Source organism: Hallella colorans (assembly GCF_003096815.1).
Lineage (GTDB): Bacteria > Bacteroidota > Bacteroidia > Bacteroidales > Bacteroidaceae > Prevotella > Prevotella colorans.
The window spans coordinates 43747-58342 of record NZ_QENY01000016.1 but is presented as its reverse complement, the minus strand read 5'-3'; the positions used below and the strand labels follow the sequence as shown (position 1 = coordinate 58342).

General features: G+C 48.0%; 12 protein-coding genes. 5 read left to right on the top strand and 7 right to left on the bottom strand.

The window, feature by feature from the left end:
- Nucleotides 1-17: 17 nt before the first annotated feature.
- Nucleotides 18-1916 carry a 2-oxoacid:acceptor oxidoreductase subunit alpha gene (locus tag C7379_RS08740; RefSeq protein ID WP_116616974.1) on the bottom strand — a complete coding sequence of 633 codons (1899 nt, stop codon included), beginning with the start codon at nucleotides 1914-1916 and terminating at the stop codon, nucleotides 18-20.
- 915 nt (nucleotides 1917-2831) lie between these two features.
- On the opposite strand from C7379_RS08740, the gene C7379_RS12970 reads away from it, so the two are divergent.
- Nucleotides 2832-3629 carry a hypothetical protein gene (locus C7379_RS12970; protein WP_243406760.1) on the top strand — a complete coding sequence of 266 codons (798 nt, stop codon included), beginning with the start codon at nucleotides 2832-2834 and terminating at the stop codon, nucleotides 3627-3629.
- A 63-nt stretch (nucleotides 3630-3692) separates the two neighbouring features.
- Entirely contained in the window at nucleotides 3693-4094 is a 402-nt protein-coding gene (locus C7379_RS08730; protein WP_116616973.1) for a hypothetical protein, read from the top strand.
- 124 nt (nucleotides 4095-4218) lie between these two features.
- On the opposite strand, the gene C7379_RS08725 is transcribed toward C7379_RS08730, so the two are convergent.
- Entirely contained in the window at nucleotides 4219-5880 is a 1662-nt protein-coding gene (locus C7379_RS08725; protein ID WP_116616972.1) for a nucleoside kinase, read from the bottom strand.
- 224 nt (nucleotides 5881-6104) lie between these two features.
- On the opposite strand from C7379_RS08725, the gene C7379_RS08720 reads away from it, so the two are divergent.
- Nucleotides 6105-7820 carry a Na/Pi cotransporter family protein gene (locus C7379_RS08720; protein WP_116616971.1) on the top strand — a complete coding sequence of 572 codons (1716 nt, stop codon included), beginning with the start codon at nucleotides 6105-6107 and terminating at the stop codon, nucleotides 7818-7820.
- A 131-nt stretch (nucleotides 7821-7951) separates the two neighbouring features.
- Here C7379_RS08720 and C7379_RS08715 read toward each other — a convergent pair whose 3' ends face one another.
- The 5 genes from C7379_RS08715 to argS all read right to left on the bottom strand — a co-directional run bounded on the left by C7379_RS08715 (nucleotide 7952) and on the right by argS (nucleotide 12229).
- Nucleotides 7952-8317, bottom strand: a complete 366-nt coding sequence (locus tag C7379_RS08715; RefSeq protein ID WP_116616970.1) for a DUF1893 domain-containing protein — start codon at nucleotides 8315-8317, stop codon at nucleotides 7952-7954.
- Between the two features lie 453 nt (nucleotides 8318-8770).
- Complete coding sequence (locus C7379_RS08705) at nucleotides 8771-9064, bottom strand: winged helix-turn-helix domain-containing protein (protein WP_116616968.1); 294 nt, start codon at nucleotides 9062-9064, stop codon at nucleotides 8771-8773.
- 2 nt (nucleotides 9065-9066) lie between these two features.
- Entirely contained in the window at nucleotides 9067-9708 is a 642-nt protein-coding gene (locus C7379_RS08700) for a hypothetical protein (protein ID WP_116616967.1), read from the bottom strand.
- Between the two features lie 206 nt (nucleotides 9709-9914).
- Entirely contained in the window at nucleotides 9915-10376 is a 462-nt protein-coding gene (locus tag C7379_RS08695) for an RNase H family protein (RefSeq protein ID WP_036893097.1), read from the bottom strand.
- 35 nt (nucleotides 10377-10411) lie between these two features.
- The gene (argS, locus tag C7379_RS08690) at nucleotides 10412-12229 is read right to left on the bottom strand and encodes an arginine--tRNA ligase (protein WP_116616966.1); all 1818 of its coding nucleotides are present in this window, start codon (nucleotides 12227-12229) and stop codon (nucleotides 10412-10414) included.
- Between the two features lie 455 nt (nucleotides 12230-12684).
- On the opposite strand from argS, the gene C7379_RS08680 reads away from it, so the two are divergent.
- On the top strand, nucleotides 12685-13632 hold the full coding sequence (locus C7379_RS08680; RefSeq protein WP_116616964.1) for a YitT family protein: 948 nt from the start codon (nucleotides 12685-12687) through the stop codon (nucleotides 13630-13632).
- Entirely contained in the window at nucleotides 13622-14587 is a 966-nt protein-coding gene (locus C7379_RS08675; protein ID WP_116616963.1) for an alpha/beta hydrolase, read from the top strand. The genes C7379_RS08680 and C7379_RS08675 overlap by 11 nt, the downstream gene beginning before the upstream one ends.
- Nucleotides 14588-14596: the final 9 nt, after the last annotated feature.

The following is a 14596-nucleotide window of genomic DNA, read 5'->3' as shown; positions in this document are numbered from 1 at the left end:
TTAAAGTGTTAATCGGTCTATTGTAGCATGCGCGTCTCAAAATCGCGGCTCACTTTGTTGGAGTCTTCGTTGATGATAAGCGCCTCAAAAGATTTTACCAATTCGTTCACTACGAATGGTTGTCCCATCACCTTATTATATTGATAAGGCGAGAAATCGTTTATCCTGATACGTAGCAGGGCGGCCAATTGACCGAGGTTTTGCTCTGCCACCACTACCTTTTCATATTTGCTCAGCTCCTCAGCTGTGTTCTTAGGCAATGGGTTGATATACCTGAAGTGGGCCAATGCCACTTTATATCCTTTCTTTTGCAGTGCAACCATAGCCGAGTGCAAATGCCCATAGGTAGAGCCGAAGCCCACAATGAGCAGTTCTGCGTCGTCCTTGTCACCTTCAATCTTCAGATTAGGCACTTTGATGCTTGAAATCTTGTTATATCTCAGGCGTACCATCTTGTCGTGGTTTGTCGGTTCTGTGGATATAGCGCCCGTCGCTCCATCCTTTTCCAGTCCGCCGAGGATATGCGTGTAGCCTTTTGTCCCAGGTATAGCCCAATAGCGCACAAAGTTTTCAGGGTCACGCTGATAAGGTGTATATTTGTATTTTTGACTTTCTATCGTATAGTGCGGTTTAATCTCTGGCAGGTCGCTCATTTGTGGCAGGCGCCATGCTCCCGAGCCATTGGCCACGTAAGCGTCGGATAACAGCACTACGGGCGTGAGGTGTTCAAGGGCTATTTTGGCAGCCATGTAGGCGGCCTCAAAACAGTCGGTCGGACTGATTGGGGCTATAACTGGCATCGGGCTCTCGCCGTTACGGCCATATAGCACTTGCAACAAGTCTGTTTGCTCACTCTTTGTGGGCATGCCAGTCGATGGACCACCACGCTGTACGTCTATCACCACCAATGGCAGCTCATCGATTACGGCCAAGTTCATAGCCTCGCTCTTCAGGCATATACCCGGGCCCGAGGTGGATGTAGCAGCTAATGCGCCTGCAAAGGCAGCGCCGATAGCACTGGCGCAACCGCTAATCTCGTCTTCGCATTGCACCGTAATTACTCCCATTGATTTGTGTTTGGCCAACTCGTGCAGAATGTCGGTGGCCGGTGTGATGGGGTATGAGCCCAAGAACAGTTTCAAGCCAGCGCGCTCGGCAGCAGCCATCAGGCCGTATGCCGTGGCTTTGTTACCAGTGATATCCATGTATCGGCCAGGTCTTTTATGTTTAGACTCTATGCGATAGGTGTTGGGTACCGACGAGTGGGTGTTGGTTCCATAGTCGTATCCTGCTTTAGCCACCTTGATGTTGGCCTCGGCAACGGCTGGTTTTTTGGCAAATTTTTTACGCAGGTACTCGGCCAACAGGTCGATGTCGCGGTTGAAAAGCCAGCAAACCACTCCTAAAGCGAACATGTTGCGACATTTCAGCTTAGACTTGTTGTCCATGTCTGTATCTTCCAAGCACGATTTTACCATGTTGGTTATGGGGCATGCCACAACGTTGTCGGGGTCTATACCCATCTCTGCCAAGTAGTCATCGGTTTGAAATTCAGCTTTTTTTAGGTTGTCAGGCCCAAAAGAGTTAGTGTCGATAATAATTGTTCCCTGTGGTTTGAGATATTTGTACTGTGTCTTCAGTGCGGCGGCATTCATAGCGACCAATACGTCGCACTGGTCGCCCGGCGTGTATACTTTGTCTTCTCCCACATGAATTTGGTATCCAGAAACGCCTGTCAGCGAGCCTTGCGGAGCGCGAATGTCTGCTGGATAGTCTGGAAACGTAGATATATCGTTACCGACTGTTGCTGAAATTGTGGAAAAAATGTTACCGGCTAATTGCATACCGTCGCCAGAATCACCAGAGAATCTCACAACGACACTCTCCAGTTCTTTTACCTCTAATCCATCTGCCATAGTATTTTTTAAATTTATAGGTTTACATGCATGTTTGTATAGCTTCTACGCTTGTTTTAGGTTGGTCATGCATTCAAGTTGTACATGTTTCATCTTTGGTCGTGGCAAAGATAGGGTAACTTTCGGAGATAACAAAATAAAAACAGAATTTATTATGCAAGTTTTCACTTTAGACCATAAAATTGTTGTTTTATGGTGATACTTAGGAGGTTTTACAGACCACTAATCTTTTAATAAAATAGGCTGCATTATAGTTTTTCTCATATCGTCTAATTTTATTTTGCCATTGTGACGGTATCATGACCATGAAAACACCTTGACCCAATGGTGTGCGTAGCATGATGGCAAGGGTGATGAGAAGATGTAAGGATAGTGGTGGTTATCTATTTTGAAAAAATAAGACAAGCCACTGTTTATGCTTGGCTTATTTTCAAACAATGGCATGCTTGGTCGCAAATACGCCAAAAATAAGCCAAGTACACAACTACCTATGTTTTAATATTTTACGAGGAAACGGGCATTTTGCAATCCCTCATTGGCTGCCCGCACGCTGTCATTAAGCCTTAATCATGACACGTTCTGGTATTAATCGCAGTACGACTAAACCCGATTCGTCATGCCTTTAAGTCCCATACATGGCGCGAATAGGTATCAATTGCCAATTCATATTGGAGCAATCATGCGAGAAAAGTTCATTCGGGCGTGTTTTTTCGAGCGTCCAATCTCTGTAGCATCCTTGTCTGAAGTGTTAAAATTCGGTTAGATTTTTTGACAGTTATGTATGTTCGCCGCCGGGGTTTCGTCGTGACGGTGTTTTATTTTAAAAAAGCACTCTCATATCCTGTCATGTTTTAGCATCTTTATGCCGCTATCATTTTGTTATGCCGCCGATTATTCTTATTTTTGCAAAAACGCATGCCCCCAACCGTCGTCCACACGGCATTTGAGGCAATAACGCTTGTTGTCACGTTTGGCAATCTTCGATACCGCTCTCCGCTTGTGGCCGTTACCAATCATGACGCGCGCGGAAACACCAAGTCGACCTGTGACATTTGGTTTGCCGGCTGGGCTAATGTCGACAACGTGAGCTATCAATGGCAGAGCGTGACACGTGGGCATTGTGTCTTATGGGAAAGAAATAAAAATATGAAAGTGATGTTTTTTATACAGTCAACGGTTTGTTGCGCCTTGCTATCTTTGCTTGGTGTCATTGAGTGCCAAGCCCAAACCGATGGTGGACTGATGGTCGAGGTGGGCGGATCGTCCACCACTTTAGGACTGTATTACGACTCACGGTTTAATGCGGACACACGATGGGGTGGACGATTGGGTGTGGCATACGCCACGTCGAACTCTCGTCGTTTTTTCAATGTTGGGCCTGACAAAACCACAGGATGGAGTATTCCGGTAGCCGTCAATTATCTAATTGGTTGTAAAGATCATCACGCTGAGTTGGGCGTGGGCTTGAGTTATGGCTGGTACAAGTGCAAAATCAGCCACGCCAATGGTTATATAGTGGAAGAAGACCGTGATGGCGCCTTCTGTTTTATAGACGTGGGCTATCGCTATCAGCACGCCAACGGCGTCATTCTACGTCTTGGCATCAGCCCGGGCATCGCCGTAAAGCAGTTTGACGAGTTGGGTGTTTCGAACGATGGCGTGAATAGAGGCATGGTGGTATATCCATATATCAGCGTGGGTTACAGTATTTGAAGAGTATGAAATGGGTATGACGAACATGGCGTTCTATCCCATGCACCTTAAAACATCGAAGATATGTTACAACGAGATTATTTCATTCGGCTTATCGAAGAGTTCCAAGCCGCGCTCGCGCGCCTGCTCCACGTGAGGCAAGACGACAAGCGAGACGACATGATACGCGATCTTTATCGCCAATACGTGGGCAATTACGACGACCTTAGAAACCTTACCGTTGACGAGATGATGATTTACGGCAAGGAGCAGTGGTGTGAGGACCAACGTGTGGAACGCCTTAACTTTTTGGCCGAGCTACTCTATGCCGAAGCTGAGTACAAGGCCAATCCGTTGCGTGGCATGCTAATGGACAAGGCTTTCAAGCTATTTTCATACGTTGACTCGCACTCTGGCGTGATGTCATTGGACCGACGACAAAAGATGAAAAGGATCTCGCGCGAGATAGGTTCCGCAAAAGCGTAGTTGCCGCAACGCTCCTTATCGGCCGTGGTGCGCGCGTATGGTGCCCACATCTCGGTAGCACTCCTCGCACATGGGTCACTCTCTGGTTGGCGAGAGAAGGTTTCGCCAGAGCTTGTCGCACTCTCTAATATTTGAAAGAGCTACCTCCAAGAAACTCTCGCAACAAGCTTGTGGGCGGAATGTCTCTGTTTGGAATGGGATGGAAATACTGTAAGAACTTGCTCAGACGGTAGGCCTCGGCGTGCTCTTCACAGTTTTCGGGTACCAGTTCCAACAGTGGTTGGGCCTGCTGGCGAATGACGGCAAGTTCGAAAATCATCGCCGAGTTGAACATGGCGTCGGCGTTTTCTTGATAGGGAAAAATCCATTTGTTCTCGCCAGCGCGTACGGAGGGCCATCGCCTGATAGTCTCTTGTGCGCTCACTCCACGATATTTGTTGTCGCGAACAATACGCCTGAGCAGTCGGTTGTCAGTAGTTGGAATGTAGTTATGGTCGTCAAGCAGGATGGTGGTTAGCGCCGATACATAGACGCGATACTTCATTTTTTCGGGTATCGCAGCCGTGAGTTCTGGGTTAAGAGCGTGTATGCCCTCCACGATGAGCACGTGGTGGTCTTCCAATTTTATTTTTTTGCCACTCGACTCGCTTGTTCCTGTTTGGAAATTATACTTAGGAAGCACTATTTCCTCGCCATTGAACAGAGCGTTAAACTGGGCGTTTATGAGCGGAAGGTTCAAGGCATGGATGCTCTCATAGTCGTAATCGCCATTCTCGTCAATCGGTGTGCGCTCCCGATCCACAAAATAATCGTCAAGCGATATCTGCAGCGTTTTCATGCCATTGGCCAACAATTGTATGCTTAACCGTTTGCAGGTGGTGGTCTTTCCTGATGATGAAGGTCCTGCCAATAAAACCAACTTGACATCCTTGCGAGCCACAATGTCGTCGGCGATATGCGCTATTTTCTTTTCTTGAAGGGCCTCGGAAACGTGTATCAAGTCGGTGGAATGCCCCTCTTGCACTGTCTCATTGAAATCGCCCACTGTTCTAACACCCATTATTTTCTGCCAGCTGTGATGCTCTTTGAATATCTCGAACATCTTATCTTGTTGTATAATTTCTGGCAATATGCCTGGATTGCTTTTGTCAGGTATGCGCAATAGCAATCCATCGTAATATTTTTCCAACCCAAAAAGGTATATCTTTGACGTGTTGGTGAGCAGTGAACCGTAGTAGTAGTCCACGTAATCATCAATGGAGTAGTATGTGGTGTAGATTTTTCCAACGCTCTTGAGCAACTTCACCTTGGCCTCATCCCCTTTTTTTCCAAACATGCTGATAGCGTCTTCCGCGGGTACTTGATGTCGGGCAATAGGTATTTTGGCGTCGATAATCTGCTGCATGCGGCCACGGATGTTGTCAACATCGTGCCGCGAAATGGGCCGGCCAATCTGCAAATCCACGTAATAACCATTGCTTACGGGTATGTCTATGACCACCTCGCTGCCCGAATACAAATCGTGCACCGCCTTGCACAGCACGAAAAACAGCGTCCTCGCATAGTTGCGCGAGCCCGAGCCCGATGTAATGTCCAAGTATTCCACATCCTTGTTGTGGTACACTCGGTAGTGCATGCCCTCCACTTTGTTGTTCACCTTGGCGCAAATTGGTCCATGGTCCATGTTTAGTTTCATCATGCGAAAAGCCTCGGACAACGTGGTACCAATAGGTACCGCTATCGTTTGGTGATTGTTTTTGCAGCGTATCAGTATGCTTGGTTTCATCTTTTTTTTCTAATAGTTTCTCCAAAGGTATGCAATCTTTTATGAATGGCCAACTAACCGATATTATAAAAAAAATAAAATACCACTAAATAGAGACTTTGTCACATTAAATTCACTTTATTGTATATCCTCGTGTTAAATAAAAACGATAAAAGCGGGGGTTTATGACACTTTTTATTAACTTTGCAATATTATTGTATCACCTATTTCATAGTATCAACACGATGGGCGAAAGCTATTTGTTAATCTTTATGAAGGTGCTCGGCTCGCTTGCCCTTCTCATTTACGGTATGAAGGTAATGAGCGAAGCCCTTCAAAAAATGGCCGGGTCGCAACTGCGGCATATCCTTGGGGCCATGACCACAAACCGTTTCACCGGCATGCTCACCGGTACGTTTATCACATGCGCCGTACAGTCGTCATCAGCCACGACGGTCATGACCGTGTCGTTTGTCAATGCTGGATTGCTCACCTTGGCACAAGCCATCTCGGTTATCATGGGTGCCAATATTGGCACCACGCTCACGGCATGGATTATGTCTCTTGGGTTCAAAGTGGATCTCACGATGGCTGTTTTCCCGGCATTTCTCATCGGCATCGTGCTGATATATACCAAGAAAAGCAGGTACGTGGGCGATTTTTTGTTTGGTATCGCTTTCCTGTTCTTCTCTTTGGTGCTGCTTAGTGAGGCTGGGGACGAGCTTGATTTGGCCCACAACCAAGGAGCTATCGATTTCTTCTCCAGTTTCGACACAAGCAGTTACATCTCCATTTTCATCTTCTTGCTTATCGGCACCGTCATCACTTGCATGGTGCAAAGCTCCGCTGCGGTGATGGCCATCACCATATTGCTCTGCTCCACGGGCGTGCTGCCTATCTACTTGGGCATCGCATTAGTCATGGGCGAGAATGTGGGCACCACGGCCACGGCCAATCTTGCCGCCCTTGGGGCCAACACGCAAGCTCGCCGTGCGGCATTGGCCCACTTGGTATTCAATGTGGTGGGCGTGATTTGGGTGCTTTGTTTGTTTTATCCATTTGTCAACATGGTATGCAATTTGGTGGGATACGCACCGGGAAGCAACAGTTATACCGTGGCCGAGAAAGCCGCCATCCTGCCCATTGTGCTTGCCGCATTCCACACATGCTTTAATGTTACCAACACCCTCTTGCTCATTTGGTTCATACCTCAAATAGAGAAGGTGGTATGCTGGCTCATCAAGCCCACGGCCAATGTTGAGGAAGAAGACTTCCGTTTGCGTTTCATCCAAGTGGGTATCATGAAAACTCCTGAGCTCTCAGTGCTGGAGGCACAGAAAGAGATCATGAGTTTCGCAGAGCGCATACACCGCATGTTTGGCATGGTAAGAGAGCTGTTGATGGAGCGAGACATGGACAAATTTAAGAAAATATATGCCCGTATAGACAAGTATGAGGACATATCCGACTCTATGGAGATAGAGATAGCCAAATACTTGGACCAAGTGAGTGCAGCCCATCTTAGCGATGACACCAAAGGAAAGATAAGATCTATGCTCAGACAGATATCAGAGCTTGAGAGCATAGGCGACTCGTGCAACAACATCGCGCGCACCATACAGCGATGCAGAACCAACTCGGAAGATTTTATCGAGGCACAATATGATCACCTGCACCAAATGTTCGAGCTGACAGACGACGCTCTTACCCAAATGAACATATTGCTTAACGGCTACAAAAAAGATCTTGATGCCACGCGTTCATTCAACATAGAAAACGAAATAAACAATTATCGCAATCAACTTCGTTCCGAGAACATCACAGACATCAACAACCATGCGTACACCTACGCGGTGGGCACAATGTACATGGACATTATACAAGAGTGTGAGAAACTTGGCGATTACGTGGTGAACGTGGTGGAATCGCGCATGGGCGTGAAACAAAGTTTGCCTGAATAGAAGGTGACACGACGTGGCGTAATGGCCGCACGCACAAGCTAACAATAAAAACTATACTGAGCGATACTGGGGAGTCGACCCTCGCACGGTATAGTTTTTATTGTGGCATAATGCTCAAAGAGCATTCATTTTCAGCACATAGCCAACTCTTCTTTTTCCAATTCGCCCAACTTCTGCCATATACGCAAGAAGGTGGCATGGTCTACTCGTTTCTCGAAACTTACCGCTATGCCAGCGTCGTGCAGCACATCATAGGCTTGTTGCGATATTACATCGGCATAAACTTCGGCTACGTTTCCTTCTTTCATCATTCTGGCCGCTGACCGTCCAACGGCTTTCACGGCTACCTTGGCATCCAAGAATAACTCTGGCTCGTCATTGATAATATTGTATAGACGGCGCACGCCATGACCGTCGAAAGTACGAATGTTTCCCTCGTGCAAAATAGCGAGCGAGCATTGCTCGGTGTGTAGCGTGTCTATCAGTTCCTGCATCATAAGTCTTGAGAGTTTTAGGTTCTTTTCGCAAATATATGAAATTTATTTGAGTAAAAACATTTTTAGCCACAAAAATGATATGTAAATTGTGCGGTCAAACCACCAATGCCATATCAGAATTTAAAAAAGACGACGCACAACAGTGAGTGTCGCGCGGCATTTACAGTTGACCTATACTCTATGTGCAGCTTGTTCGAGTGTATTTCCTCCATCCATGACATTTCAGCCAGTCGCAAAGGCAAGACGTCCTATGCGTCACACCGCTCCTTTCTGAGCGTTTGATAGGTGTTGATGGCGAGGCAACGACAAACGGCATCCATTTCTCCGATCTTGGCATGACGCGCTACGTGGAACGCACGTTGCCAGCAACGCTCTATATGATGAGGCTTGGAAAATTTAAAAAAACGGCAAGACCATTGGTCAATGGCCTTGCCATTTTCACATTTGTAGTGACTACTTAGCAACGTCTTTGATGTAACTACCAAGCGCTTCGACATACTCCGAAAAGGCATCGCGGCCTTTTTCTGTCATCCGGCAGATGGTGGACGGCCTGCGACCTCGAAATGTTTTTTCAACGTCGATATAGCCCGCCTTCTGCAACTTGTCTATCTGCACGCTGAGATTGCCCGCCGTGCTGCCCGTCTTTTCCTTGATATAAGGGAAGTCGGCCTCATCGATGCCGATAAGAATGGACATAACAGCCAAGCGCAACTCGCTGTGCAATAATGGGTCTAATGGCCTGAACATAATTAAGCCTCCCTCAATTTGATGATAATGCCAGGCACTACCAACCCTACGAGCGATGCCGCTGCCAACACAACCATCTCCATTGGACCAATCAAAAACAAGGCGAGCACGCTGCCCACAGTGCCCGTTATGAAGCTGCATATGGTGATGGCCTTGCTGGCAAGCACCTTGCCCGTAATCATTCCAGCCACGCCCATCGACATGATAATGATGGCGGTGATGGGTATGTAGGCGTTGGCATCGAGGGCAACGCACGAAGATGTGTTGATGATCAGGTTTTGGCAGAAGCCCATAAACACGCCAAGTATAAAACCTATGCAACCGGCAGTGATGCCAAAACTGCTCCAAACCTGCAAGATAGTCTTGCTAACAAATGTTTGTGGCAATCGGGGTCTGTTCTTGTTGGCGAGATTTTCCACAATCGCCACCAATCCCAATAGTCCCCAAAAGCCATTGGCGCGAGGTCCCATTGAGGTGTTTTGCCACAAGTGTCCCACTACAAGGGCGATAACCGTGACACTCAAGCCCCAAAGCAACAAGCCTCGCCACATGCCCCGAGTAATTTCAAGGCGACTTTCCTCAATGGTCTTGCGGATAAGGTTGAGATTTTGTTCCGCTGTCAATTTTTCGTTCATCGTTTCCATAATCTTTGCTTTTTAGGTGGTTAAAGAATGTTTGTTGTTATTTTCTCATTTTGTAAACCACGAGTAAATAGGTTGGATCCATCACCTCTCCCAATGCTTTACGTTGCAAAGATAAATAGGTTTATAATATAAACCAAATATTTAACGCCCTATTTTTCACGCCTTGACGTTAAATATTGTGAACGAAATTATTGATTAGTGGTTTATTACTTGTTGCCGAAATCGGCTGGAATCTCGCCCCAATGCTTGGTTTCCCACTTAATGATGCGAGTTTGCACGTTGTGAGCGCGCAGCCAATGTTGCGCACGGTCGATGATGTTATAGAGTGTCTCGGTATTGGCATCGCGCTCCAACTTGGTTTTGCATTGCTTTTTTCGCACCCACAAAATGGCGTTGTATGAGTCAGAATAGATCACTTTGTCCTTGATGCCGCGCTTGTCCATCAGTGCCAAAGCGTGCACGATGGCCAAGAACTCGCCTATGTTATTGGTGCCGCGCATGGGACCGAAACGAAACACCTCGGCTCCCGTGGCAAGGTCCACGCAGCGATATTCCATTGGTCCGGGGTTGCCGGAGCAAGCGGCATCCACCGCCCAAGCGTTGGCCTCCACCTCGGGGGGGAGGGGAAGCACGGTGTCTTGGCGATAATCAGGAGGGTTGACAAGCATGGGCAAGTTAATGTGTTTGAGATAGAACAAGTTGCCTACATGCGCTCGGGCACCTCTATGCCAAGCAGCGACATGCCGTTTTTGATGGTCTTGGCCACGTTCTTGGCCAATACCAGACGCGTGACTTTCTCTTTGGGCGTATCGGCGTTGAGTATGCTGTAGTCGTGGTAGAACTGGTTGAACTCTTTCGTCAACTCGTAACAGTAGTTGGCGATACCCGCCGGATTGTAGTTGTCGCCAGCGTCTTTCACCGCTGTCTTGTAATCGTCCATCTTTTGCACAAGCGCTATTTCCTTCTCGTTGAGTGTGGTATCCTCCGGTAGGGTGGCAGGCAAGCCGATGCCATCGGCCTCCGCCTTGCGTAGCACGGAACGTATGCGGGCGTAGGTGTATTGGATGAATGGGCCGGTGTTTCCGTTGAAATCGATAGACTCCTCGGGGTTGAACAGCATGTTTTTGCGTGCGTCTACCTTGAGGATGAAGTATTTCAGGGCGCCCAGTCCCACAATGCGAGCTATCTCATTCTTCTCCTCTTCGCTCATGTCGGCAAACTTGCCAAGCTCGTCACTGGTTTTGCGCGCGTCGGCTATCATCGTGTCGATGAGGTCGTCCGCGTCCACCACAGTGCCCTCGCGGCTCTTCATCTTGCCGTTTGGAAGCTCCACCATGCCGTATGAGAAGTGCACGAGGTCCTTTCCCCAAGCGAAACCGAGACGGTCAAGCAGGATGGATAGCACTTGGAAGTGGTAGTTCTGCTCGTTGCCCACCACGTAGATCATCTTGTCAATGGGATAGTCTTTGAAACGCAATGTGGCCGTTCCAATGTCTTGGGTCATGTAAACACTGGTGCCATCGGCGCGCAACAAGAGCTTTTGGTCAAGTCCGTCGCTGGTAAGATCGGCCCATACGCTATTGTCATCCTTGCGAACAAAAAGGCCCTTGCGCAACCCTTCCTCCACCTTTTGCTTACCCACCAAGTAAGTGTCCGATTCGTAATATATCTTGTCGAAGCCCACGCCAAGCGCCTTGTAGGTCTCGTCAAAGCCCTCGTACACCCAGCTGTTCATGGTTTTCCACAGCTGGCGCACCGCCTCGTCGCCCTGCTCCCATTTCACGAGCATGTCATGCGCCTCTTTGATAAGTGGCGCGTCGACCTTGGCCTTTGCCTCGGCTTGCTCCGCGTCCATGCCGGCCGCCGTGTATTTGGCCTTGAGCGCGGCCACCTCCTCACGGTAGTGCTTGTCGAAAGACACGTAATAATCGCCAATAAGGTGGTCTCCTTTCTTACCTGTTGAGGCTGGCGTCTCTCCATTTCCCCATTTTTGCCAAGCCAACATCGACTTGCAAATGTGTATGCCCCGGTCGTTCACGATATTGGTTTTTACCACTTTGCGCCCGTTGGCCTGCTGTATTTGCGCCAAGCTCCAACCTAAGAGGTTGTTTCGCACGTGCCCCAAGTGCAGGGGCTTGTTGGTGTTTGGCGATGAGTATTCCACCATATAGAGCTTACTGTCGGCCGTGACAGGCGTCTCGCCATAACGATCATTGGCGTTGATATCGTTGAGCAGGCTCGCCCACGCTTGGGGAGATACGACGAGGTTGAGAAATCCTTTCACCACGTTGAAATCTTGCACAGCGTCACAGTCGCGCTTGAGTACCTCGCCTATCTGGCGTGCAGTGTCCTCGGGTTTGGCGTGAGAAACTTTCAACAAGGGGAAAACCACCAAGGTGAGATGTCCCTCAAACGTTGCCTTGGTTTTTTGTAACTGCACCATTTGGGCAGGCACGTCTTGTCCGTAGAGTTGCTGTATGGCTTGACACGCCGCATCGAAGATATGCTTTTCTATATTCATCGTTATAGCTTCCTGTATATATAATATTATAATGTGTGATGCAAATTTACAAAAAAGATTATAGATTATGGGGTGATAGGAGCTTATTTTTGCCTTTATGCTTGTGCCTTAGATTTTCATGCACTATTTTTTCATGTCTCGCATCTGTAGCGCATGTATGCGCAAATTATCATAAGAACCAAACAAATGGTGACAAACTTTATGTTATTCTCTCCTTATTCCATTTTCTCCATAGAGCCAAATAACCCGTATGGAGTTTGTATATCTACGCTTTTTATTATTTTAGTTATACAAAAAAAGATGTTCCAAGAGATGGATATACAAAACATTTATGTAAATTTGTGTACGATTTTTACTTACCAAGCCACCAAGATGACACAAGTATGGCATCAAGCTGGTCGAGGCATCCAATTTGTATCAACCGAATAATATTACAAAACACAAAACTTTTTACTATGAAAACTTTGCAGCAAAAACGTAAAGCCACCTACCATACCATACGAGATTATTGTATGTTAGCCCTCTCTATGATTGTTGGTGCGATTGGTCTTTACCTCTTTTTACAACCCAATCAGATTGCCATGGGCGGCATCGTGGGTATAGCACAAATCGTGAATTGGGGTACGGGTGTACCCGTTTACTACACATATTTCGCCCTCAACTTCTTATTGTTCCTTGTGGCGCTGAAGATATTGGGATGGAGATTTTGCGCCAAGACCATCTTTGCCGTTGTGGTCTTCACAGTTGCTTCCAAGATCTTGGTAATCTTTTTACCCCCTGACTTGCACCTGTTGGCCGACCAAAAGTTCATGGCTTGCATGATTGGAGGCATATTCATGGGTGTGAGCGTAGGGCTCGGATTGTCCAGCGGAGGGAGCACCGGAGGCTCCGACGTGGTAGCGGCCATCGTCCACAAGTACCGTGATGTGTCATTGGGCAGGGTCATCTTGCTGTGCGACATGCTCATTATCACATCGAGCTATGTGGTGTTGCGCGATTGGGAGAAAGTGCTCTACAGTTACGTATTGCTTTTCATCATCGCACAATGCGTAGACTACGTGGTCAACTTGCAACGCCAGAGCGTGCTGTTTTTCATCATATCCGACCATTATCAGGAGATAGGCGAGGCCATCAACAAAATCGCCGAGCGTGGTTGTTCCACGTTACACGGCGAGGGTTTCTATTCCAAAAAGAATATCAAGGTGGTGTTTTGTATCGCCAAAAAATCGGAATCAGCTTTCATTTTCGACCTGATAGACAATATCGACCCCAACGCATTCGTGGCACAAAGCGCCGCCATCGGCGTGTATGGGCAGGGCTTTGACCGGATGAGAAGTTCCAAGAAAATGACATTGGACGACATTAACAAAGAATTAGAAAAATCCATTCCCCATGAAACGTAAATCTTTAGGTTGCGCAGCCCTTGTGGTTGGGCTGCTCTTTCTCGTCATTTTGGCAGGTAGTGTGTATATGTTGTCTTACTCGCTCACGCCCGAGAACAAGGGCATGCGTAGCTACGAGGCCAAGTATGCGCAGATGGAAGCCATCTATCCAGAGTTAAAACCATGGATAGACTCTTTGCGACAGGTCAAGGCCCTGCGCGACACTTTCGTGACCATGCAGACCGGCGAGCGCCACCATGCCATCTTCATACCCGCGCGCCAGAAGAACAATCGCGTGGCCGTCGTGGTGCATGGCTATACAGACAACGCCGTGGGCATGCTCCATTTGGGCTATATGTACAATCACAATTTGGGCTTCAACGTACTGCTGCCCGACCTTCATGCCCACGGCAAAAGCGAGGGCAAGGCCGTGCAGATGGGGTGGAAGGAGCGCCGTGACGTGTTGAGGTGGGTGCTCATAGCCGACTCGCTATTTCGCGACAGCACTGGCCGCGCCAACATTGTGGTACACGGCGTGTCCATGGGAGGAGCCACCACGATGAACCTATCGGGCGACGAGACACCGGCCGCGGTCAAGTGTTTTGTGGACGATTGTGGCTATAGCTCTGCTTGGGACTTGTTCGCCTACCAGCTCAAAGAGCAGTTTGGCTTGCCGCCATTCCCCTTGATGTATACCACATCGACGCTCTGCAAACTGAAATACGGATGGTCTTTTGGCGAGAACTCGCCCATAGACCAAGTGAGAAAATGCCACAAGCCCATGCTCTTTATTCATGGTGGCAAAGACACTTACGTGCCAACGTCGATGGTTTACGACTTGTACCGGGCCAAGGCTGGTGTCAAACGGCTGTACGTGGCACCCGGCTCCGCCCATGCGCAGAGCTACCACGACCACAAAAAAGAATATACCCAAATTGTGAGAGAGTTTGTAAGCAAATACTTCTCAGCCAATTAGCTACCTGTT